A 21,116-nucleotide genomic window follows, 5' to 3' on the forward strand; every position below is an offset into this window, starting at 1 on the left:
GGAGGATCAATCAGGGTGTTTGTCAGAGATGCTTCGCTCGAGCTCTTCCAGCTCGGCTTCGCCATCAATGCGCACGCCCCCGCGGGTCACCAGATGCATCTCTGTCTTGACCCCGTCAGGGCGCTTGATTTTGTCGGTGATCTTGAGCGCCACGTTCTCCTTGGTGCGCCCCATCTTGGCGTGGAAGGTGGGCAAGTCCTCCACAAAGACCAGCAGGTTCTCCGGCATCTCCACCGGGATGATGTCCCCGGGTCTGAGCTCCATCAGCTCACGCAAGGAGAGCTCGGTCTCCAGCAGCTTGGCCTTGAGCTCCACCTTGACGTCCATGATCTCGTCGCGCAGGGCCTTGCTCCAGCGCACGTCGGTATCCCCCTTGTCGCTCTGCACCCCCGCATCCAGCAGTTCGCGGATGGGTTCCAGCATGGAGTAGGGCATGGCCACGTGGAAGTCGCCGCCACCGCCGTCCAGCTCGATGTGGAAGGAGCTCACCACGATCACCTCGGTGGGGCTGACGATGTTCGCCATGGCCGGGTTCACTTCGGAGTCGAGGTATTCAAAGCCCACGTCCATCACCGGCGCCCAGGCATCCTTGTAGTCCTCGAACACCAGCTTGAGCAGCATCTGGATGATGCGCCGCTCGGTGGGGGTGAATTCCCGCCCCTCGATCTTGGCGTGGTAGCGGCCATCACCGCCAAAGAAGTTCTCCACCAGGATGAAGACGAGCCGCGCCTCCATGGTGATGAGCGCCGTCCCCTTGAGGGGGCGGAAACGCACCATGTTCAGGCTGGTGGGCACGAACAGGGTGTGGACATATTCGCCGAACTTGAGCATCTGCACGCCGTTGATGGAGACCTCGGCGGTGCGCCGCATCATGTTGAACAGGCTGATGCGCATGTGGCGGGCAAACCGTTCGTTCACCAGCTCCAGGGTCGGCATGCGGCCGCGGACGATGCGGTCCTGGGAGGAGAAGTCGAACTGGGCGATACCGGGATCCCCGGCAGCTCCCAGCTCCTCCTCCTCGACATCGTCGACGCCGTGCAGCAGGGCATCAATCTCGTCCTGACTTAACAGATCGCTCACGCTTCACCTTTCATTGCATGACAAAGCCGGTAAACAGCACTTGTTCGATTACGGGAGAAGAGACCAGGTCGTTCAGCACCCGGCGGCACTCTTCCAGCGAATCCTGACGCAGCTTCTCCTTGCCCTCGAAGGTCATCAGCTGTTCGGCGGTCGCCGAGCTGAAGACCCGCAGCAAGGTGCCTTCGATCAGGGGAATGTTCTGTTTGGCCAGGGTTTCGTCGGCGGTGCCGCGCACCATCAGCTGGATCTTGATCTGCACCAGCCGATCCCGCTGGCCTCCCGCCACGTTGAACACAAAGGGACGGGGCATGCCCACATAGAGCGAGGGCTGGGGCGTGTTCGCCTCCGGCTTGGCCTCGCTCTTTTCGGCCGCGGGCTCATCCCCACCGGCGAGCATGAACCAGGCGCCGGCGCCACCCCCACCAAGGAGCACGACGGCCAGGGCGACTATCATGATCAGCTTCTTTTTCTTGCCTGCCGCCGGATCCTTCAGCGTCAGTTCATTATCGTCTGCCATCCCTTGTCCACCCTAGTCTCAAACTTGTTCGGTATCATAAACTTACTTAAGAATGCATCAAGCATAGAAATCGATTCCGGCATCGTTTGCCGATTCCACCAGCAGCGTGAGGTTGCGAGCGCTCCCCTCGGCCTCTCTGCCATCGCTGCCGCCGCCATTTCCCCCCTGTCGCCCCTGGTCACCGAAACCGGACTGACCCTGGGAGGATGAGTGCCCCTGCTGCTGGAAGGCTTGCTGCTGCGCCTGTTGTTGCACCACGGTCTGGCCGAGCTGGATCCCCTGCCCTGCCAGCATGTCGCGCAGGCGCGGCATGGCCTGCTCCAGCATCTCACGGGTCTGGCCATGCTGCACCACGAAGTGCACGCTGGCCTGGCTGGAGGCATCCATCTGGATTTGGATCTTCATCTTGCCAAGCCCCAGGGGGTCTAGCTGGATCTCCGCCTGTTGCAGCTTGTCCGCCAGCATCAGGTTCACCTTGTGGTGCAGCTGCTCGGGGGCCTCAGGGGTCGCCAGCTTGAGGTGGGGCAGGCTCTGGGGCTCCCGTCTGACGGTCGACTCGGCCAGCGGTCTGTTCTCGCCGACCTGGCTCTGTGCCTGATGCAAAGGCTGGCTCCCCTCGGCGGGTTCACTGCCCTTGACCTCCATCCCCGACTGTTTGCCCAGCTCATCGAGCCGGGACTTGTCCACCGCGGGCTTCACCGACACGGCAGCGCCGGCGGCCACCACGGGGGCGCTCTCCATCTGGTCCAGGCCCGCCGAGAGGGCCGTCAGGGGGGCCTGTGCCCCCTGGGATTCATGACGAGCCAGGATCTGCGGCGCCGCCTGGACTGGGGCCGGGTCCTCCGTCGTCACGGGCTGGCTGCTCCCTGCATTCACCGCAGGCTCGGCCCCTGCACGGGCTCCCTGCCCGCTCGCGGCCTCAGCCTGTCTGGCCTCACCGGCGACAGGGGCGTCCTTCTCTGCCCCGGCCGCCGTCGCGGGCGGAGCGGACTCCGGTGTGGCCGCAGGGGCAGGCCCCTGCGCCACCGTCCGGATCACGCCATCGCCATAGGCGCTGGCGGCACGGGAAGTGGTTGTCCTCTGTCCGGCCGACGCCAGGGGATCGGCCACCTGTGCCTCTTGCAATGAGTCAGCCCGGGTGACAGTGGGAGCCTGGGCGTTTTCTCCTGCCACCAGTTTGGCGAGCAGGGCGGCACGCTCCTGACCCGAGAGAGGGGGCTCACCCCCCTTGGCATCCGGCTCCGCTCCCTTGCCTGCCATGGGCTGGCGGGTCGCTCCGCCCTGGTCGGCCACGGCAATGTCATCGGCCAAGGGGGGCTCTTCGGCCCCCAGCGGCAGAGCACCCTGACCGCTCGGCACGGCGCTGGCGCCTTGGGCCGCACCGTGGATGGCTTTCGTTTTGTTCTCTTCATGCTGACGCTCTGGCGTCATCTGCGGCAGGGAGGCGCTCCCCTCTGCCGCCTCCACGCTCTCTGCCATCCCCACGTCCTTCGCCATTCCCTCTGCCATCCCAGGCGCTGCGGCGCCAGGCGGCAAGGGGTTGCCGTCCACAGGCACCGCCGCCTCACCGGCCATGGCGGGCGATGTCGGGGGCACCACCAGGCTCACATCCTGGCGCAGGGAGGCTTGCAACTGTTGCAGGAAGTCGTCGGGAGGCTGCTCGCCCTCGTCGTCCGCCCCCTTCGAGGAAGACGCGGACTCGGTGGCGGGCTCGTCAGACGCCAAAGATTTGGCAGCCGGGGCAAGCCCCTCCCGGGCGCCCTCGGCGGGCCCCTGGAGCGCTGGATTTCCCTGACTGGCTGGCGCCTTGCCCATCAGCTGGGCCATGGCCATGGCTTGCGAGAAGGCGGCCTTGCCCTCGCCTGACGGCTGCACGCCCCCTTCGCCCCCAACGGTGGGAGCCAGCAGGGTGGCGCTGCCATCGGCAGAAGGCGCCTGGGAGAGAGTGCTAATCAAGGGGGTCTGTATCATGCTGGGATCCCTGACGACGATTCGGTGACGGCCGCACGTGCGGTCATGGCTTGGCCCATCGGCCTCGCATGACCGGAAGAAAGCAAATTACAGGCCAGATTGGTGATAACGACGCAGGATGGCGTAGTCATCCAGCATCTTCTGCTCCTGGCGCTGGGCCTTCTGGCGCACCTTGTCCGCCTTCTTCTCCAGCAGCAGCTCGACCGCCTTGCGCCGCTGCTGGGCTTCGAGCCACTGGGTGCGGCACTCGGCCAGTGCCTCGCGCACCTGCAACACCCCTTGGTACTGCTGGGTCGCCGCGTTTTCGAGCTTGTTGATGAAGGCGTGATACTGGCTGTTCTGCTGGGGGCTGATCCCCTGCAGACCGCGCTCCGTCCACTGCTGGTGGTAGATCTGGCGGTACTGGTTGAGGGCGTTTTGCTGATCCATGAACAGCTTGAGATCCTGCTGGGCCTTGGCAAGCGCCATGGCGGCCTGCTGTTCGGCCTCCTCCAGCCGACTCGCCAGCAACGTCAATCCTTTACTCATAAGGGCTCTCCACCGGTCAACGCATCAGGGGCATGGCCACCAGTTGCAGGGATTGCAGGCCTTCATCGTAGTGAATGACCTCGCGCATTTTCTGCTGCAAGAACTGATCCAGATAGGGTTTCTGGATGATGGCCCGGTCGATGCGCGGATCCGATCCCTGGCTGTAGGCGCCGATGGTGATGAGATCCCGGTTCTGCTGGTAGAGGGAGTAGAACTGCTTGAAGGTGCGCGCCAGCTCCATGTGCTCCGGTGAGGTCACCATGGGCATGACCCGGCTGATGGATTTTTCGATGTCGATGGCCGGATAGTGGCCCGCATCCGCCAGCTCCCGCGCCAGCACGATGTGACCGTCAAGGATGGCCCGGGCCGCGTCGGCGATGGGATCCTGCAGATCGTCCCCCTCCGTCAGCACGGTGAAAAAGGCGGTGATGGAGCCCTGGCCGTCGCTGCCGTTGCCGGCCCGCTCCACCAGCGCCGGCAATTTGGCAAACACCGAGGGGGGATAGCCCTTGGTGGCCGGCGGCTCCCCCACCGCCAGTGCAATTTCCCGCTGGGCCTGGGCGTAGCGGGTGAGGGAGTCCATCAGCAGCAGCACGTTGAGCCCCTGCTCGCGGAAATACTCGGCGATGGCGAGCGCCGTCTCGCACCCCTTGAGGCGCATCAGCGGCGAGGCATCGGCAGGGGCGGCCACCACCACGGCGCGCTCGCGCCCCTCGGCGCCGAGGATCTCCTCGATGAACTCCTTCACCTCCCGGCCCCGCTCGCCGATGAGGCCCACCACGACGACATCCGCCACCGAGCCCCGGGTCATCATGCCAAGCAGCACGGATTTGCCGACACCGGAGCCGGCGAACAGCCCCATGCGCTGACCCCGGCCCACGGTGAGCACGGCATTGATGGCCCGTACCCCCACGTCCATGGGTTGATGGATGGGGCGACGGGCCAGGGGATTGATGCGGTGCTGGGCGAACTGCACCGTCTGGGACGAGAGGATGGGGCCGAGCCCGTCCAGGGGCTGGCCGATGCCGTCGATGACCCGGCCAAGCAGACTCATGCCCACCGGGATGCCGTGATCTTCGGTGACGGGCACCACCCGGGCGCCGGGAATGACTCCCTTGAGCTGCTCGCTCGGCATCAAGAACAGGCGATCCCCGGCAAACCCCACCACCTCGGCCTCCAGGGCCCCATCCTGGGTATCGATGCGGCACAGGGAGCCGATGGCGGCGCGGCAGCCAATGGCTTCCAGGGTCAACCCCACCACCCGGGTGAGCTTGCCTGCCACCGGCGGTATGGGGGCCTGCTCGCGAACCCGGTAGCCTTTAAGCCGATCAAGAAGGGGTGCCGTCATGTCGCCTCCGACGATGAGTGCCTGATGATGCCGTCAGCAGGGCGCTGCACGACGGGTTCGAACCGGGCCATGGCTCAGCTCGCGTTGTCACGCAGGAAATTGCGCAGCAGCTGATCGATGCGCCCGGAGAGGGTGAGATCGATGCTGGAAAGCTCGGTGGCCAGTTGCAGATCGCCGGGGGAGAAGGTGGGCTCGCTTTGCAGCCGCCAGTGGCGCCTGGCGCACTCCTCGGCGCCAAAGGCGGCCTCTACCCGGGTCACGTCCTCCGGGTGCAGCATCAGGGTGACCCCCTGCTCGGCGGCAGGGAGCAGGGCCAACCCCTGCTTGAGGGCCTCCAGCAGCAGCGTGGGGGAGGTTTGCGCCTCGTGGCGGATGAGGGCGCGGGCGAGCTGTTGCACCAGGGCGATGAGCTGCTGCTCCACCGCCTCGTCCATCTCGCCAAGGGGAGTGGCCAGGCGTGAGACCAGGGCTTGCCAGCGGGCTATCTCCAGCTCCACCTGCTCCCGCCCCATGGCGAGTCCCTCTTCCCTGCCCTGCTCCAGCCCGGCCTGGTGGCCCTGCTGCAAGCCTTCGAGCTTGCCCTCTTCCAGCCCCTTGGCAAAACCGGCCTCGCGCCCATCACGCATCCCCTCTTCCCAGGCGGCCTGACGAATCGCCTCCACCTCTTCGGCGGTGATGCTGGGGGCGGGTTCTTCGGGTTGTTCTTCCGGCAGGGCCGCATCGGCCTGCTCCTGACGATACCAGTCAGGAGCCAGCCCCAGGGCATTGGTTTCGACCTCGGCTTCGGTCTCCATCTCTGGCCAGCCCCAGGTCTCAATCTGCGCCGTGTCGGACTCGGGCCTCAGATAGCCGCGCAGTTTGCTGTTCTTGTCATTCATGTGCCGAAGAGACTCCTATCGAGGGCCGGGTACAGGGGCCGACATCATCGCACATTCCATGGCCCATGACTTAGAGGAACTCTTCGCCACCACCCGCCCCCAGCATGATCTCGCCCGCATCCGCCAGGCGGCGCGCGGTGGAGAGGATCTCCTTCTGGGCGGCCTCCACCTCGGAGACCCGGATCGGCCCCATGGCCTCGAGGTCGTCCGCCAGCATCTCGGCGGCCCGCTTGGACATGTTCTTGAATACTTTTTCCCGCATCTGGTCGTCCGACCCCTTGAGGGCCCGTTGCAGCAGATCCCCGGGCACTTCCCGCAACAGGGTCTGGATGCCCCGATCGTCCACGTCGATGAGGTTTTCGAACACGAACATCAGATCCTGGATCTGCTGGCTCATCTCCTCGTCCGACTCGCGGATGGAGTCCATCAGCTGCCCTTCGATGTTGGTATCCAGGTAGTTCATGATGTTGGCCGCCGCCTTCAGGCCACCCATCTTGGCCGCCTGGGCACCGGCCGCACCGGCGAACTGTTTCTCCATGATGTCGTTGAGCTCCTGCAGCGCCGCCGGTTGTACCTCTTCGAGGTTGGCGATGCGCATCACCAGATCCAGGCGCACCTGCTCCGGGAACTGGCTCAGGATCTCGGCGGACTGCTCCGGCTCCAGATAGGAGAGGACGATGGTCTGGATCTGCGGGTGCTCGTTCTGGATGATGCTGGCCACCTGGCGGGCATCCATCCACTTGAGGGAGTCGAGGCCACGGGCGCCTGAGCCCAGGATGATCTGATCCACCAGGTTGCTGGCCTTGTCCTCCCCGAGCGCCGCCACCAAGGCCTTGCGCACAAAGTCTTCACTGCCGATGCCGATATTGGTGTACTTCTGGATGTCGTCGATAAATTGACGATGCACCGCCGCCACCCGATCGTGGCTGAAATCCGACATGGAGGCCATGGACATGCCGAGCCGCTGTACCTGCTTGGGCTCGAGGTGGCGGAAGATCTGGGCCGCGTCCTCCTCGTTGAGGCTCAGCATCAGCACCGCCGCCATCTCCATGCCGCCCATCTGATCCAGGATCAGGCGCTGGCTTTCGGTGATGTCGTTGCCGGTGACCTGGCTTTTATTCTCTTCAGGCATCTTTGGTTACCCATTCTTTGATGACCTGGGCGGCCAGGTCAGGTTCGTTCGCTACCAGGGCGCGCACGGCCTTGAGCAGATCCTCGTCACGGTGCAGGTCAGGCAGCTTGAGCTGACCATCCCGCAGACCGAATACCGGTTCGGCCTCGGCCTGGGCGGCCAGCAGGCTCAGTTCGTCGTCGCCACCCAGCACGGTGTGGTTGTCGAAGTCCAGCTCCCCTTCCGGCTTGGCGTCCGGGTAGAGCAGGCGCTTGAGCATGGGCCGCACCACGGTAACGATGAGCACTATGATGACCAGCACGGAGGCGGCGATGCGCACCGCGCGCCAGAACCAGGGCTGCTCGTAGAGAGGGATGTCGGCCACGGTCTCGAGTTCCGGGCGGTTGAACGGAATGGCGACCACCTCCAGGGTATCCCCCCGGGTCACGTCAAAGCCCAGACCGCCGCTCAGCAGACGGCGCAGGGTATCGAGTTCGGCCTGGCTGCGGGCTTCCCGGGTCACGGCACCGTCGGCGCCGGGGATGGCCTTGTAATCCACCGCCACCGACACCGTCATGCGGCGAATGCCGCCCTGCTGGCGCCGAATGTGGCTGACGGTGGTGTCCAGTTCGAAGTTGCGGGTCGCTTCCTTGCGGGAACGGCCGGAAGAGGCGGTTCCTTCTGCGCCGGCAGCCTGCTCGGGAATGTTGGACGCGGCGGGCGGCTGGTTGGAGAGGGCGCCGGGCACCCCGCCGTTGCTGCCGCTGGCGCTGTTCTCTTCCATGGTCATTTCGGAGCGCACCGCCGGCAGGTCCGGGTTGTAGGTCTTGCGGGTCTGCTCCTGCTGGGAGAAGTCAAGGGAGAGATCCACCTCCGCCGTATAGTTGTCGGCCCCCAGCACCGGGATCAGGATGGCGTCAATTTTTTGTTTGTATTCGAGCTCCTGCTTCTGCTGCATCGCAAACTCCTTGCGGGTCTGGGCAGAGAGGGGATCCTGGGAGCCGGAGTTGAGCAGGCGACCGTTCTGGTCGGTCACGGTGACGCGGGTCGGCTCCAGACCGTGAACGGCGGAGGCGACCATGTCGACGATGGAGTCCACCTCACCCTGGCCCAGGGCGTTGCCCTTGAGGCTCAGGACCACGGTGGCGCTGGGCTTGCGTTCGTTGCGGGCAAACACGTTGTCTTTCGGGATGGCCAGCAGCACCTGGGCCTTGGCGACGTTCTGGAACTGCTCGATGGCGCTCGCTAGCTGACGCTCGCGGCTCAGTTTCAGGCGCTCGCTCTCCATGCGCTGGCTGACGCCGAAGCTGGAGTCCTTGAGCAGGATGGCTTCGCCGTCGTTGCTGGCGTCGCTGTTGTTGGCCAGACCGGCGCGGGTCAGGCGCAACCGGATGTCCGCATAGTTTTCGGCACTGACCAGCACGCTCTTGCCATCCACCTGATAGGGGATCTTCTGCTGATCCAGGTAATCCAGGGTGGAGACCAGCTCCTGGGTGGTGAAGGTGCCGAGGGGACGCATCTCCGGCTCCTTGCCCCACAAGAGGATGAAGACGGCGATGGCCAGACAGATGGTCAGCCCCAGGATCAGGGTGATCTGGCGCAACACATCGGTGTTGGACAGGAAGCCCAGCGCCGAGCTCTTCTGCTCGTGCTCGTCGAGGGCGGCCGCCCCCTCGTTGTTGATCAGCAGATCGCCGTTTTGATCAGTTGCCACGGTTTATGTCCTTGTTGCTGACATCTTCATGATGCTCGGTCGTCATGGGCCCGAGTTACACCGGCATGTTCATGATGGTCTTGTAGGCATCGACCATCTTGTTGCGCACCTGCACCGTCGCCTCGAAGGCGATGGAGGATTTCTGACCGGCGATCATCACCTGGGAGAGATCCACCGACTTGTCGCCGAGATCGAAGCGGGTACGCAGATCGTTGGCGGTGCCCTGCAACTCGTTGACGTTGTCCAGGGCCTGTTGCAGCATCTGGCCGAAATCCGAGCTGACCGGACGACCGGGCTGGGTCAACGGCGTGGCACCGGCTTCCACCTTGAGGGCCTGCATCTCTTGCATCAGGCTGCTTGCGCTAATTTCCATCTTCCCTTCCCAGACAAATCATTGACACTGACTGGCTTGAAGCAATAAAGGTGCCAACCAGAGCGAGATCTCGAGATCAGGGATAAAAGTGGGGCGCGATCAGGCCGGCGGGCACCGGCCATCCGGGGATCAGGTCGCAGATCCGGGGGGATCGCCCAGCAGCAGCCGCAGGTAGATGCTCTGCTTGTCCCACTCCCGGCGGTGGGCAACCATCCGATCCTGTTCGGCCTCATGGGTCATCTTGCTCTCCTGGTCGCCGGACTCTGTGCGGCGCCCATGAAAAAGAGGGCCCAAGGCCCTCTTTTTACTGCAAGTCCCGACAAGTAAACAGAGTGCACCTCGATCTCCTCCAAGAAAAAACGAGTCAGATCGGCAGGGATCACTTGTTCAGGTCATCATCCAGCCAGTACTTGGAGCCCGAGATGTTGGCGTCAAGCAACAGTCCCTTCTCGCCAATCTGATAGATGGCCATGCCCCCATTGTATTTGGCGGTGAGCTCGGCGCTCTCCTTGCCCGCCACGGCGCCCACCTCGGAGGTGGCTTCCCACCCCTTGCTGACGAAGGCATCGAACCTCGCCTTGTCTTCGAACAGGATCACCTGCTGGTAGAACTTGCCGCCGATCCCGGCCGCAAGACCGGCACCGAACATCTTCATGTAGGTGTGCTTGCCACTGGTGCGATTGACGGCGACCCCGGCCCCCTGATTGGTGTGGATCATCAGGGAGAACTTGCGCGAGTCGAACACCGCATAGCCATAAGCCTTGTCAAACAGCAACTTGGCCGAGGGCTGCTCGTTGAACAGCCGCACCAGGGCGGTATCGGCCATGGTATCGAGGGCGGTTCTCGCCTCCTCCGGGGTCTTGGGCTCGAGCATGGTGTCGAGCTTCTTGTCGGCGGCGGTCAGCCACTCCTTGCCGGTGGCCGCACTCTCTGCCGTCCAGGCCCCCGCCTTGTTGTAGGCCTCGGCCCCCCAGCTGGACACCGACTCCCAGGTCTCTTTGGAAAAATCGGTGATCCCCTTCCACGCCTCCTTGCTGGTATCGCTCACCGCGGTACCGAGTTCGGAGGCGGCCTCCTTCAGCTTTGCCCAGTCGGCCAGACCGGGGGTTGAGGCCAGCGCCAGTGCCGTGGCTATCACCAGGAATCGAATCTTCATTGTTTCCACCCTCTGTGATGAGTCGAAGGTCACAGTAGCAGATCTGGCGCCTGCCCGTTAAGGGCATCCCCCCGGCGCGGGTCAGACGCTGACGCGCAGGGGCTCAACGAAGCCGTTTACCCTGGCCGTCCACCACCTGCTCGCCATCCTCCTTGGCAAAGGCCCCTTGCTGCGGGTCGGGCAGGATATCGAGCACCACCTCCGACGGGCGGCACAACCGGGTGCCGAGGGGGGTGACCACGATGGGCCGGTTGATGAGGATGGGGTCGGCCAGCATGGCATCGATCAGTTCGTCATCGCTGAAGCGATCTTCTGCCAGCCCCAGCGCCTCGTAGGGGGGCACGTTCTTTCGCAGCAGATCGCGCACCGGCATGCCCATGGCGGCGATCAGGGCCACCAGCTCGTCGCGGGAGGGGGGCGTCTCCAGATAGTGGATGATGGTGGGCTCCACGCCGCTGCTGCGAATCAGCGCGAGGGTGTTGCGGGAGGTGCCGCACTCTGGATTGTGATAGATAGTGATTGCACTCATTTGCCTGTCTCTCATGACTCAAGTGAATAGAAATGGGTTAGTGGCCATCCGTTAGCGCCTTAGTCCCGCCTCGTACCAGGGTTTGCTGGCGTTGACCACGCGCACCACCAGCAGCATGACCGGCACCTCGATGAGCACCCCGACCACGGTGGCGAGCGCCGCGCCCGAATGAAAGCCGAACAGGCTGATGGCGGCGGCCACCGCCAGCTCGAAGAAGTTGGAGGCCCCGATCAGGGCGGAAGGGCAGGCCACCGAGTGCTTCTCCCCCACCTTGCGGTTGAGCCAGTAGGCGAGCCCGGAGTTGAACAGCACCTGGATCAGGATGGGCACCGCCAGGAGGGCGATGACCAGCGGCTGCTCGATGATGGCGTTGCCCTGGAAGGCGAACAGCAGCACCAAGGTGAGCAGCAGGGCCGCCACCGACCAGGGCTGGATGCGGGTCATGACGCCGTCAAAATGGGCCTGCCCCTTTCTCAGCAAGGCCTTGCGCAGCAGCTGGGCGAGGATGACAGGGATGACGATGTAGAGCCCCACCGAGGTGAGCAGGGTATCCCAGGGCACGACTATGCTGGAGACACCGAGCAGCAGCGCCACCAGCGGAGCAAAGGCAAACACCATGATGAGGTCGTTCACCGCCACCTGCGACAGGGTGAAGTAGGGATCGCCGTTGGTGAGGCGACTCCAGACAAACACCATGGCGGTGCAGGGGGCCGCCGCCAGCAGGATGAGACCCGCCACGTAGCTGTCCAGCTGATCCGCCGGCAGCCAGTCGGCAAACAGCACTCGGATGAAGAGCCAGCCGAGGAAGGCCATGGAGAAGGGCTTGACCAGCCAGTTGATGAAGAGGGTGACCCCAATACCCTTCATGTGGCCCTTCACCTGATGCAGGGCACCAAAATCTATCTTGAGCAGCATGGGGATGATCATCACCCAGATAAGCAGCCCCACCGGCAGGTTGACCCTGGCCACCTCCATGGCGCCGATGGCCTTGAAGAGCTCCGGCAGGCCCTGCCCGAGGCCAATGCCCACCAGGATGCAGAGGGCGACCCAGGCGGTCAGATAACGTTCAAAAAAGCCGATGGCAGGGGCTGCCTTGGCCTCACAGATTGCAGACATGATGACTCCCGGTGCGATCCACGCTCGCACCCCAGGTTGAATAGATGAATGGCACGGCACATGGGCATCGACAGCCCTGGCCCGTTACGACTCGCCGCAGCAGGGCGACGACCCCTCGGCGCGGGAGGCGCTACCGGGCCCGGCGGGCAGCAGGCCGCACGCCTCGGGATGACCGGCGCAGCACTCCTCGGTGAGGTAGGCGATCACCCCCAGCATCAGGGGGATGTTGGCGCGATAGCGCAGAAAGCGCCCCTCCTGCTCCACCGACAGCAACCCGGCGTTGAGCATCCCCTTGAGGTGAAACGAGAGGGTATTGGGGGCGATGTCGAGCTCGCCGGCCAGCTCCCCCGCGACCCGCCCCTCCAGCCCGGCCTTGACCAGCAGCCGCCACACCTCGAGCCGGATGCCGGAAGCCAGCGATTCAAAGACCTTGGTGGCCGTCTCTTTGTTCATGGGTCTCCCCCCTTGGATGCTTCATTTCAACTATACAAGAATTATTGAAATGATCAAAGCGTCACCACCGAGCCGACATCGCGACGGGACGGGCCGCCAGAGGCGCCGCCCCGGCCATATCGTGCCCGCCAGCGGCCTCATGCCAGTCATACGGCTAATATCTGGCCTCTCTTTATAAGGCACTCTTATGACCGTACCCTGGACAATCCTCCCGTTGGCCGCCCCGCCCACCGCGGCGCCCTGCCCCGCCGCAAAGCCGCAATGCCGCAGAGCCCCCCCCCGGCGCCGGATGCACCTCAAGGCGATGAAACAAGAGAGGGCCCCAGGGCCCCGCCATCAGATGACGGGGCCTGGGGAATCCGGGAGAAGCCGGGGAGGAGAGAGAGGCGCAATCAGGTGATCACGGGATCCCGATATTGCCGATGGATGGCACAAAACGCCTCCCGGCTTTGCAGCGCCGCCGCGACGCAGACAGGGTCGAACTGGCTGCCGGCATGGGTCTTGAGGTACTCGAAGGCCGTTTCGAGGGGCCAGGCCTGCTTGTAGGGGCGCTCGCTGGTGAGGGCGTCAAACACATCCGCCACCGCGACGATGCGGGCCTCCAGGGGGATCGCCTCCCCCGCCAGTCCTTCCGGGTAGCCCTGACCGTCGAAACGCTCGTGGTGGTAGGCGATGATGTTCTTGAGCATGTCGGTGTGATGGATGCCGTCGAGGCCGAACTCTCGGATCATCAGGGCGATCATCTCCCTCCCCTTGAAGGGGTGGGTCTTCATCACCCCGTACTCCTCGGCCGTGAGCTTGCCCGGCTTGAGCAGGATGGCGTCGGGCACCGCAATCTTGCCGATATCGTGCAGCTCGGAAAAAAGGTGAATGAACTCCACCTCCTCGTCACTCAAGGGGTAATGGGCCGCCACCTCCCGGGCGATGAGCCGCGAATAGGCCGACATGCGGTGCAGGTGATTGGCGGTCTCCTCGTCCCGGTAGCGGCTGAACTCCCGCACCGTGGTCAGGGCCCCGTTCAGGGTCTGGATGGAGAAGAACTCCACCGCGATGATGGCCGCCAGGATCTGGGCATAGGCCGCCAGCTCACCGCAAATGGCGCCATCGAAGTAACCGGGCTCTTTGGCATCGCAAAACAGAAAGCCGAACAAGCGACTGTTGAGCAGCAGCGGCTCGGTATAGCTCGACGCGTACCCGGCCGCCAGCACTTTGCGGCTGTGCTCGGAGGGGGAGCCCAGCAGGGAATCCAGGGTGTCGAGCACCCTGGGCTGCTGGTGCTCGGCCAGGTAGCGCAGGGAAGGCACCTCGCTCAGCCTGACCTCGTACTGCAACAGCGGCGAGCCCCCGTCCGTGCTGTGGGCAAAGGTCTTGAGCTGGTCCGTCTGCGGGTCGTAGATGGCGATCGCCACCCGGCTCAACTTGTCAAACCGCTGCCTGAGGGTGGCGTGCACGTTCTGCACTTTCTCACCAAATGAACTCTCCATCCCGCACATCCTTCTGATAGGCCTGTTGGGAGTATAGTGACACCCGTTTTGCCCCTCCTGCCAAATGGTGACGGCGCACAGGGATCGTGATCCCGCCCGCACCGGCGACGGCCCCCTCCCTGCCCGTGGTCATGTCACGCCGCCCCACCCCGCTTCCCCGGGCAAAGAGATTGTTCGCTTCCGACGTGTCGGCTGTATAGTTTTTGGTTAGCCATTCCGGTAAAATCCGCGCCCTTGAATAAGAGCCACCTAAGAGTGATTGAGCGATGTCCAACACAAAACAGGCCCCCAAAGTAGGATTCGTCTCCTTGGGTTGCCCCAAAAACCTGGTCGATTCCGAACGCATCCTGACCCAGCTGCGTACCGAAGGGTACGACGTGGTGCCCAGCTATGACGATGCGGAGCTGGTGGTGGTCAACACCTGCGGCTTCATCGACAGCGCGGTGCAGGAGTCCCTGGAAGCTATCGGTGAAGCCCTGGCCGAGAACGGCAAGGTGATCGTCACCGGCTGCCTGGGTGCCAAAGAGAACCAGATCCGCGAGATCCACCCCAAGGTGCTCGAAATAACCGGTCCCCACGCCTATGAAGAGGTGCTGGGCCACGTCCACAAATACGTGGAAAAACCCACCCACAACCCCTTCACCAGCCTGGTGCCGGCCCACGGCGTCAAGCTGACCCCGCGCCACTACGCCTATCTCAAGATTTCCGAAGGCTGCAACCACCGCTGCACCTTCTGCATCATCCCCTCCATGCGCGGGGATCTGGTGAGCCGCCCCATCGGCGAAGTGCTGGCCGAAGCCAAGCGCCTGAAAGAGGCTGGCGTGAAGGAGATCCTGGTGATCTCCCAGGACACCTCCGCCTACGGCGTGGACGTCAAGCACCGCACCGGTTTCTACGACGGCATGCCGGTCAAGACCAGCATGGTGGCCCTGTGCGAAGAGCTGGCCAAGCTCGGTATGTGGGTGCGCCTGCACTACGTCTACCCGTACCCGCACGTGGATGACGTCATCCCCCTGATGCGCGACGGCAAAATCCTCCCCTACCTCGACATCCCGCTGCAGCACGCCAGCCCGCGCATCCTCAAATTGATGAAGCGCCCCGGCTCCGTCGAGCGCACCCTGGAGCGGATCCAGAAGTGGCGCGAGATCTGCCCCGAGATCACCCTGCGCTCCACCTTCATCGTCGGCTTCCCCGGCGAGACCGAGGAAGAGTTCCAGATGCTGCTGGACTTCATCGACAAGGCGGAACTGGACAGGGTTGGCTGCTTCAAATACAGCCCGGTCGAGGGGGCCAAGGCCAACGAGCTGCCGGATCCGGTGCCGGCCGAGGTGCAGGAAGAACGCTTCCAGCGCTTCATGGAGCTGCAACAGCAGGTCTCCATCCGCAAGCTGGCCCGTAAAATGGGCAAAGAGATGCTGGTGCTGATCGACGAGGTGGACGAAGAGGGTGCCACCGGCCGCTCCGCCGCCGATGCCCCCGAGATCGACGGCCTGGTCTACCTGAACGGTGAAACCGGCCTCAAGCCCGGCGACATGGTCAAGGTCCGCATCGACGAAGCGGACGAGTACGACCTGTGGGCCAGCCTGGTGGAATAATCACGCCACTCCCCCTCAAAGCCAGTCGGTCTCACCGACTGGCTTTTTTAATGTCCGCCGCCCGTCAGGCTCTTGCATGCCCCCCTGTCATCCCCTGTCCCGCCCCTCGTCATCGATCTCCCTCCCCTTGCTCTTTTCGCACGCGCCCGTGAACCAGCGCACACTTCTCTCCTGCCACATGAGTCGCTTGTTTCCTGCGCAAAAATAAGCCGTGTCAACGGGGAAAAAACGAGCACGATCCAGCTCACATTATCGTTGTCACAGGGAGTGGCAAGGTGACTTTTTACTTTGTGAGAATTAATGCAACTTTATAATTTAAAAGGATTTAAAATGCATTTTGACGATAATGACGTGCGCCGTGCAATTTTTACGATATCGACGAAATGAAGAGTTGTTGTTTTCCTGTTAATTCTGCTTTTCTAAGGGCGTTGGACGACACAACTACAAGGGTGCAAAACCTGACCAACAGCGAGGGCCGGTATCCAAGCATGCGATGTCGGTGCTCCATTCCAAAACCATGGAAGACCAATAAGAAAGGAAAAAATATGCTTGCCAAAGTATCCAAAATCGCGACCTCAGTCATGCTGGGAACTCTGCTTGCCGGTGCCACCGGTACAGCCATGGCCGCCGACAACAAGACGGTGCTGACCCTGGTTGCCCAGCAGGAAACCGCATGGGTCAAGAACTTCAACCCCTTCCTGCAAGCGGGTCTGCTCCACACCACCCGTCACTTCATCTATGAGCCGCTGGTGATCTTCAACGATATGCAGGGTGGTAAACCCGTCTATCGTCTGGCTACCCACTACGCCTTCAGCGATGATCTGAAATCCGTCACCTTCGACCTGCGCGAAGGGGTCAAGTGGTCCGATGGTGAAGCCTTCACCGCCGACGACATCCTCTTCTCCTTCAACCTGGTCAAGGCCAACAAGGCGCTGGACGAGCGCTCCATCTGGACTCAGATCAAGGGTGTCGAGAAGCTGGGTGACCACAAGGTCAAATTCGACCTGGCCGAGATCAACACCAACGTGGTGAACGACCTGGTGCTGGTGCCCATCGTGCCGGAGCATCAGTGGAAGTCGGTGAAAGACCCGGTGGCCTTCACCAACGACAAGCCGGTCGGGACCGGTCCCTTCACCGAAGTGGACAACTTCTCCGCCCAGCTCTACACCCAGTGCCGCAACCCGCACTACTGGGACAACGCCAGCCTCTCCATCGACTGCCTGCGCATGCCGCAGATGGCCACCAACGACCAGGTTCTGGCCGCCGTGATGAAGGGTGACGTGGACTGGTTCGGCTCCTTCGTGCCGGACATCGAGCGCCTCTACGTCGGCAACGATCCGAAGAACAACAAGTACTGGTTCCCCGCCTCCGGCACAGTGGCGTTCAACGTCAACTTCCAGAGCAAGAACCCGGGCAACCACGAGGCCTTCAACGACATCAACTTCCGCCGCGCCTTCTCCATGGCCATGGACCGCCAGTCCATGGTGGACATCGCGGGCTACGGCTACCCCACCGTCAACGAGTACCCGTCAGGGCTTGGCAAGGCATTCGCTTCCTGGGACAACCCGGACGTCGAGAAGAAGTACGGCAAGTACAACAAGTTCGACCTGGAAGGGGCCAAGGCCCTGCTGAAACAGGCGGGCTACAAGGACTGTGACGGCGACAAGTTCCTCGACACCCCGAGCTGCAAGAAGATCGAGTTCAAGGTGCTGGTACCGAACGGCTGGACCGACTGGGTCAACACCGTCCAGATCGGGGTCGAAGGCCTGCAGGCCCTGGGCCTGAACGCCAAGACCGCCACCCCGGAAGCCACCGTCTGGACCGAGTCCCTGATCACCGGTGACTTCGACGTCGCCCTGCAGGGTTACTTTGCCGGTGCCAACCCGCACAAGTACTTCGAGACCGCCTTCCACTCCCGCAACATGGGTGAGCGCGGCAACCGCTTCGCGGCGCCCCGCTACAAGGATCCCGAGCTCGACAAGCTGATCGACGACTTCACCCAGACCGCCGATGCGGCCAAGCAGAAGGAGATCATGTTCGCCATCCAGGAGCGTGTCGGGGCCAACCAGACCATCATCCCGGTGTTCAACAACCCGACCTGGTACGAATACAGCACCAAGCGCTTCAATGGCTGGTTCAGTGCCGACAACCCGGTCGCCAAGCCGCAGGTTCACCCGGACACCCCGGAGCGTCTGCTGCACGTGCTGTCACTCAAGCCAAACAGCTAATCACCCCGGCCCCCTGCGGGGGGCCCTCTTCCCCGCCATGTCTTCCATCCCCCGTCGTTGCCGGGGTTGGGGGAGCTTTGCCCGGCGCGGGGCAGGCTTGCAGTAAAAGGTATCACCATGGGATTTATACTTAGACGCTTCTCCTTCTATCTGGTCGCCTTCCTGGTGGCCGCCACCATCAACTTCCTGCTACCCAGAGCCATGCCGGGGGACCCCGTCTCCGTCATGTTTGCCCGGGCCGGCGCCATGATGGAACCCGCCGCGCTGGAAGCCCTCAAAGCCACCTTCGGTTTCGTGGACGGCCCCATCGGCACCCAGTTTCTCACCTATGTGAAGAGCGTCTTCACCTGGGATCTCGGCACCTCGGTGCGCTACTACCCCCAACCGGTTGCCGACGTCCTCGGCCGCGCCATCGGCTGGACCCTGTTCCTGGTGGGCACCTCCACCATTCTGAGCTTCTCCATCGGCTCCATCGTCGGCATCTTCGCCGCCTGGTACCGGGGCGGACGCATGGACAGCATCCTCTCCCCGCTCACCCTGGTGATGCAGGCCATCCCCCCCGTGGTGGTCTCCCTGCTCGCCCTCTTCCTGTTCGGAGTGAGCCTCGGCTGGCTGCCCATCGGCTACGCCTACAGCCCCGAGATCCCCGCCGATTTTGGCTGGGAGCACATCAAGAGCATCCTGCTGCACGCCATCATGCCGGTGGGCACCCTGGCCGCCGTGCAGGTAGGAGGCTTTCTCATCACCATGCGCAACAACATGATCAATCTCCTGGGCGAGGACTACATCACCATGGCCAAGGCCAAGGGGCTCTCCAGCAACCGGGTGATCTTCAACTACGGCGCGCGCAACGCCGTGCTGCCCAGCGTCACCGCCCTCTCCATGGCGCTCGGTTTCGTCATCGGCGGATCCCTCATCACCGAGGTGATCTTCAACTACCCCGGCCTGGGATTGACCCTCTATCAGGGCATCCTGGCCCGTGACTACCCCCTCATCCAGGGGCAACTGCTCATCATGACCATCACCATGCTCAGCTTCAATTTCCTGGCGGACGTGCTCTACGTCTTCCTGGATCCCCGTCTGCGTACAGGAGGCAAATAAGATGCGTATGCCGACTATCTTGAAAATCCTGCTGGGCAACAAGAAGGCCGCCTTCGGCCTCGCCATCGTGGTCACCTTCGTGCTGATGGCCCTGTTCGCCCCGCTGCTCGCCAGCAACGAACCCACCAAGCGGGTCGCCCGCCCCCACCAGCCCCCCAGCGTGGAGCTGGTGATGGGTTCCAACCGCATGGGCCACGATCTCTGGGCCCAGTTCACCAACGGCGCCCGCATCTCCCTGATGGTGGGCTTCGGGGCAGGCCTGCTGGTGTGCGCCCTGGCCATCACGGTGGGCATCACCGCCGGCTACTTCGGCGGCGTGGTGGACGAGTGCCTCACCTTCCTGATGAACGTGGTGCTGGTGATCCCGAACCTCCCCCTGTTGCTGGTGCTGGCGAGCTTCATCGGAGAGGCCTCCCCCATGGTGATCGCCCTCATCATAGGGTTGACCTCCTGGGCCTATGGTGCCCGGGTCATCCGCGCCCAGACCCTGGCCCTGCGGGAAAAGGAGTTCGTCATCGCCGCAGAGGTGTTGGGTGAACCGGCCTGGCGCATCATCCTGGTGGAGATACTGCCCAACCTCATCTCCATCATCGGAGTGAGCTTCATCGGGTCCATCATCTACGCCATCGTCACCGAGGCGACCCTGGAGTTCCTGGGACTCGGCGACCCCACCGTCGTGAGCTGGGGCATCATGCTCTACAACGCCCAGACCTCGAGCGCCATCCTGGTGGGCGCCTGGTGGGAGATCCTGGCCCCCTGCTTCGCCATCGCCACCCTGGGGGCGGGTCTGGCCATGCTCAACTTCGCCATCGACGAAATTGCCAACCCGCAGCTTCGTTCCCACAAGGGCCTGCGTCGCTGGAAGCAGCTTGCCACTCCCATCACTGCTCAGGAGAAGACAGCATGAAGCCGCAACAACCCCTGCTGTCGGTGCGCCAGCTCTGCGTCGACTACATCACCGAGAGCGGCGACGTGCGCGCCGTCAATTCGGTCAGTTTTGACATCATGCCGGGTGAGGTGTTCGGCCTCGCCGGCGAGTCCGGCTGCGGCAAGTCCACGGTCGCCTTCTCGGTGGCGCGCCTGCACAAGCCGCCCGCCTACATCAGCGGCGGCGAGATCCTGTTCAAGGGAGAGAACATCCTCGGCTTCGACGACGAGCGACTGCGCAGCTACCGCTGGCGCCAGGCGAGCGTGGTGTTCCAGTCCGCCATGAATGCGCTCAACCCCGTGCTGCGCATGGAGGAGCAGTTCTGCGACGTGCTCTTGGCCCACAACCCCGGCATGACCCGCTATGAGGCGATCAAGCGTGCCCAGGCGCTGCTGGAGATCGTCGACATCCACCCGAGCCGGCTCAAGGACTACCCGCACCAGTTCTCCGGCGGCATGCGCCAGCGGCTGGTGATCGCCATCGCCATGGCCCTCAACCCCGAGCTCTTGATCATGGACGAGCCCACCACGGCGCTCGACGTGGTGGTGCAGCGGGAGATTTTGCAGAAGGTCTATGCGCTCAAGGCGAAGTTCAACTTCTCCATCCTCTTCATCACCCATGACCTCTCGCTCATGGTCGAGTTCTGCGATCGCATCGGCATCATGTACGCGGGGGAACTGGTGGAGGTGGCGCCGGCCAAGGCGATCCTGACCGCGCCCCTGCACCCCTACACCCGGGGCCTTGGCAACTCCTTCCCCCCCCTGCACGGGCCCAAGACCGTGCTGGAGGGGATCCCTGGCAGCCCCCTCAACCTGCTGGAGGTGCCGGTGGGCTGCCGCTTCCAGGCACGCTGCGCCAAGGTGCACGCGCGCTGCCGCCAGGAATACACCCGGCTGGCCGAGATCCGGCCCGGCCAACAGGCTGCCTGCCACCTTCATGAGGCAGCAGAGGAACAACCGGATCTTCCGATCCATCTGGACAAGGCCGCTGGCTGTTAAGGATGTCT

At 63.4% G+C, this 21,116-nt stretch carries 19 protein-coding genes; 5 read left to right on the plus strand and 14 right to left on the minus strand.

The features are described 5' to 3' along the window. Positions 1 to 6: 6 nt before the first annotated feature. From fliM to AB5Y89_RS14610, 14 genes are all read right to left on the minus strand, one after another. On the minus strand, positions 7 to 1,080 hold the full coding sequence (fliM, locus tag AB5Y89_RS14545; protein ID WP_010673923.1) for a flagellar motor switch protein FliM: 1,074 nt from the start codon (positions 1,078 to 1,080) through the stop codon (positions 7 to 9). Positions 1,081 to 1,090: 10 nt separating this feature from the next. Continuing rightward, the gene (gene fliL, locus AB5Y89_RS14550; protein WP_010673922.1) at positions 1,091 to 1,597 is read right to left on the minus strand and encodes a flagellar basal body-associated protein FliL; all 507 of its coding nucleotides are present in this window, start codon (positions 1,595 to 1,597) and stop codon (positions 1,091 to 1,093) included. A gap of 57 nt (positions 1,598 to 1,654) precedes the next feature. Continuing rightward, entirely contained in the window at positions 1,655 to 3,568 is a 1,914-nt protein-coding gene (locus AB5Y89_RS14555; protein WP_368224026.1) for a flagellar hook-length control protein FliK, read from the minus strand. A gap of 87 nt (positions 3,569 to 3,655) precedes the next feature. After that, the gene (fliJ, locus tag AB5Y89_RS14560; protein ID WP_039039911.1) at positions 3,656 to 4,096 is read right to left on the minus strand and encodes a flagellar export protein FliJ; all 441 of its coding nucleotides are present in this window, start codon (positions 4,094 to 4,096) and stop codon (positions 3,656 to 3,658) included. A 16-nt stretch (positions 4,097 to 4,112) separates the two neighbouring features. Then, positions 4,113 to 5,444: a flagellar protein export ATPase FliI gene (gene fliI / locus AB5Y89_RS14565; protein ID WP_029314163.1), complete on the minus strand. Its 1,332-nt coding sequence runs from the start codon at positions 5,442 to 5,444 to the stop codon at positions 4,113 to 4,115. 74 nt (positions 5,445 to 5,518) lie between these two features. Then, entirely contained in the window at positions 5,519 to 6,322 is an 804-nt protein-coding gene (gene fliH / locus AB5Y89_RS14570; RefSeq protein ID WP_042878970.1) for a flagellar assembly protein FliH, read from the minus strand. A gap of 70 nt (positions 6,323 to 6,392) precedes the next feature. Beyond that, positions 6,393 to 7,454 carry a flagellar motor switch protein FliG gene (gene fliG / locus AB5Y89_RS14575; protein WP_010673917.1) on the minus strand — a complete coding sequence of 354 codons (1,062 nt, stop codon included), beginning with the start codon at positions 7,452 to 7,454 and terminating at the stop codon, positions 6,393 to 6,395. Beyond that, positions 7,447 to 9,147, minus strand: a complete 1,701-nt coding sequence (gene fliF, locus AB5Y89_RS14580) for a flagellar basal-body MS-ring/collar protein FliF (protein ID WP_010673916.1) — start codon at positions 9,145 to 9,147, stop codon at positions 7,447 to 7,449. Before fliF ends, fliG begins: the two co-directional genes overlap by 8 nt. A 55-nt stretch (positions 9,148 to 9,202) precedes the next feature. After that, positions 9,203 to 9,520, minus strand: coding sequence for a flagellar hook-basal body complex protein FliE (gene fliE / locus AB5Y89_RS14585; RefSeq protein ID WP_029314161.1), 318 nt, complete (start codon positions 9,518 to 9,520; stop codon positions 9,203 to 9,205). A 379-nt stretch (positions 9,521 to 9,899) separates the two neighbouring features. Next, positions 9,900 to 10,676, minus strand: coding sequence for a lipoprotein (locus AB5Y89_RS14590; RefSeq protein WP_041212621.1), 777 nt, complete (start codon positions 10,674 to 10,676; stop codon positions 9,900 to 9,902). Between the two features lie 103 nt (positions 10,677 to 10,779). After that, on the minus strand, positions 10,780 to 11,205 hold the full coding sequence (arsC, locus tag AB5Y89_RS14595) for a glutaredoxin-dependent arsenate reductase (RefSeq protein WP_216987593.1): 426 nt from the start codon (positions 11,203 to 11,205) through the stop codon (positions 10,780 to 10,782). Between the two features lie 51 nt (positions 11,206 to 11,256). Next, positions 11,257 to 12,321: an ACR3 family arsenite efflux transporter gene (arsB, locus tag AB5Y89_RS14600; protein ID WP_216987594.1), complete on the minus strand. Its 1,065-nt coding sequence runs from the start codon at positions 12,319 to 12,321 to the stop codon at positions 11,257 to 11,259. Positions 12,322 to 12,405: 84 nt separating this feature from the next. Then, entirely contained in the window at positions 12,406 to 12,774 is a 369-nt protein-coding gene (locus AB5Y89_RS14605) for a helix-turn-helix transcriptional regulator (RefSeq protein WP_039039917.1), read from the minus strand. A 392-nt stretch (positions 12,775 to 13,166) separates the two neighbouring features. Continuing rightward, a complete protein-coding gene (locus tag AB5Y89_RS14610; RefSeq protein WP_039039918.1) occupies positions 13,167 to 14,258 on the minus strand; it encodes an HD domain-containing phosphohydrolase in 1,092 nt (363 codons plus the stop codon). 266 nt (positions 14,259 to 14,524) lie between these two features. Here AB5Y89_RS14610 and rimO point away from each other — a divergent pair, with 266 nt between their 5' ends. From rimO to AB5Y89_RS14635, 5 genes are all read left to right on the plus strand, one after another. Next, positions 14,525 to 15,853 (plus strand): 30S ribosomal protein S12 methylthiotransferase RimO, encoded by a 1,329-nt coding sequence (rimO, locus tag AB5Y89_RS14615; protein ID WP_368224028.1) that lies wholly within the window; start codon positions 14,525 to 14,527, stop codon positions 15,851 to 15,853. Between the two features lie 545 nt (positions 15,854 to 16,398). Continuing rightward, the gene (locus AB5Y89_RS14620) at positions 16,399 to 18,081 is read left to right on the plus strand and encodes an ABC transporter substrate-binding protein (protein WP_010673906.1); all 1,683 of its coding nucleotides are present in this window, start codon (positions 16,399 to 16,401) and stop codon (positions 18,079 to 18,081) included. Between the two features lie 117 nt (positions 18,082 to 18,198). Next, complete coding sequence (locus AB5Y89_RS14625) at positions 18,199 to 19,182, plus strand: ABC transporter permease (protein ID WP_010673905.1); 984 nt, start codon at positions 18,199 to 18,201, stop codon at positions 19,180 to 19,182. A gap of 1 nt (position 19,183) precedes the next feature. After that, the gene (locus AB5Y89_RS14630; RefSeq protein ID WP_010673904.1) at positions 19,184 to 20,089 is read left to right on the plus strand and encodes an ABC transporter permease; all 906 of its coding nucleotides are present in this window, start codon (positions 19,184 to 19,186) and stop codon (positions 20,087 to 20,089) included. Next, positions 20,086 to 21,108, plus strand: a complete 1,023-nt coding sequence (locus tag AB5Y89_RS14635; RefSeq protein WP_368224029.1) for an ABC transporter ATP-binding protein — start codon at positions 20,086 to 20,088, stop codon at positions 21,106 to 21,108. The genes AB5Y89_RS14630 and AB5Y89_RS14635 overlap by 4 nt, the downstream gene beginning before the upstream one ends. The last annotated feature ends 8 nt before the right edge of the window (positions 21,109 to 21,116 follow it).

Origin of the sequence: Aeromonas sp. s4, from assembly GCF_040907855.1 — a bacterium.
Classification (GTDB): domain Bacteria; phylum Pseudomonadota; class Gammaproteobacteria; order Enterobacterales; family Aeromonadaceae; genus Aeromonas; species Aeromonas caviae.

What these genes read in the sequence shown, in the direction of transcription:
- fliL (WP_010673922.1), bottom strand. Translation starts at nt 1,597, where the DNA reads ATGGCAGACGATAATGAACTGACGCTGAAGGATCCGGCGGCAGGCAAG.
- AB5Y89_RS14555 (WP_368224026.1), bottom strand. Translation starts at nt 3,568, where the DNA reads ATGATACAGACCCCCTTGATTAGCACTCTCTCCCAGGCGCCTTCTGCC.
- fliJ (WP_039039911.1), bottom strand. Translation starts at nt 4,096, where the DNA reads ATGAGTAAAGGATTGACGTTGCTGGCGAGTCGGCTGGAGGAGGCCGAA.
- fliI (WP_029314163.1), bottom strand. Translation starts at nt 5,444, where the DNA reads ATGACGGCACCCCTTCTTGATCGGCTTAAAGGCTACCGGGTTCGCGAG.
- fliH (WP_042878970.1), bottom strand. Translation starts at nt 6,322, where the DNA reads ATGAATGACAAGAACAGCAAACTGCGCGGCTATCTGAGGCCCGAGTCC.
- fliG (WP_010673917.1), bottom strand. Translation starts at nt 7,454, where the DNA reads ATGCCTGAAGAGAATAAAAGCCAGGTCACCGGCAACGACATCACCGAA.
- fliE (WP_029314161.1), bottom strand. Translation starts at nt 9,520, where the DNA reads ATGGAAATTAGCGCAAGCAGCCTGATGCAAGAGATGCAGGCCCTCAAG.
- AB5Y89_RS14590 (WP_041212621.1), bottom strand. Translation starts at nt 10,676, where the DNA reads ATGAAGATTCGATTCCTGGTGATAGCCACGGCACTGGCGCTGGCCTCA.
- arsC (WP_216987593.1), bottom strand. Translation starts at nt 11,205, where the DNA reads ATGAGTGCAATCACTATCTATCACAATCCAGAGTGCGGCACCTCCCGC.
- arsB (WP_216987594.1), bottom strand. Translation starts at nt 12,321, where the DNA reads ATGTCTGCAATCTGTGAGGCCAAGGCAGCCCCTGCCATCGGCTTTTTT.
- AB5Y89_RS14605 (WP_039039917.1), bottom strand. Translation starts at nt 12,774, where the DNA reads ATGAACAAAGAGACGGCCACCAAGGTCTTTGAATCGCTGGCTTCCGGC.
- AB5Y89_RS14610 (WP_039039918.1), bottom strand. Translation starts at nt 14,258, where the DNA reads ATGGAGAGTTCATTTGGTGAGAAAGTGCAGAACGTGCACGCCACCCTC.
- rimO (WP_368224028.1), top strand. Translation starts at nt 14,525, where the DNA reads ATGTCCAACACAAAACAGGCCCCCAAAGTAGGATTCGTCTCCTTGGGT.
- AB5Y89_RS14620 (WP_010673906.1), top strand. Translation starts at nt 16,399, where the DNA reads ATGCTTGCCAAAGTATCCAAAATCGCGACCTCAGTCATGCTGGGAACT.
- AB5Y89_RS14625 (WP_010673905.1), top strand. Translation starts at nt 18,199, where the DNA reads ATGGGATTTATACTTAGACGCTTCTCCTTCTATCTGGTCGCCTTCCTG.
- AB5Y89_RS14630 (WP_010673904.1), top strand. Translation starts at nt 19,184, where the DNA reads ATGCGTATGCCGACTATCTTGAAAATCCTGCTGGGCAACAAGAAGGCC.
- AB5Y89_RS14635 (WP_368224029.1), top strand. Translation starts at nt 20,086, where the DNA reads ATGAAGCCGCAACAACCCCTGCTGTCGGTGCGCCAGCTCTGCGTCGAC.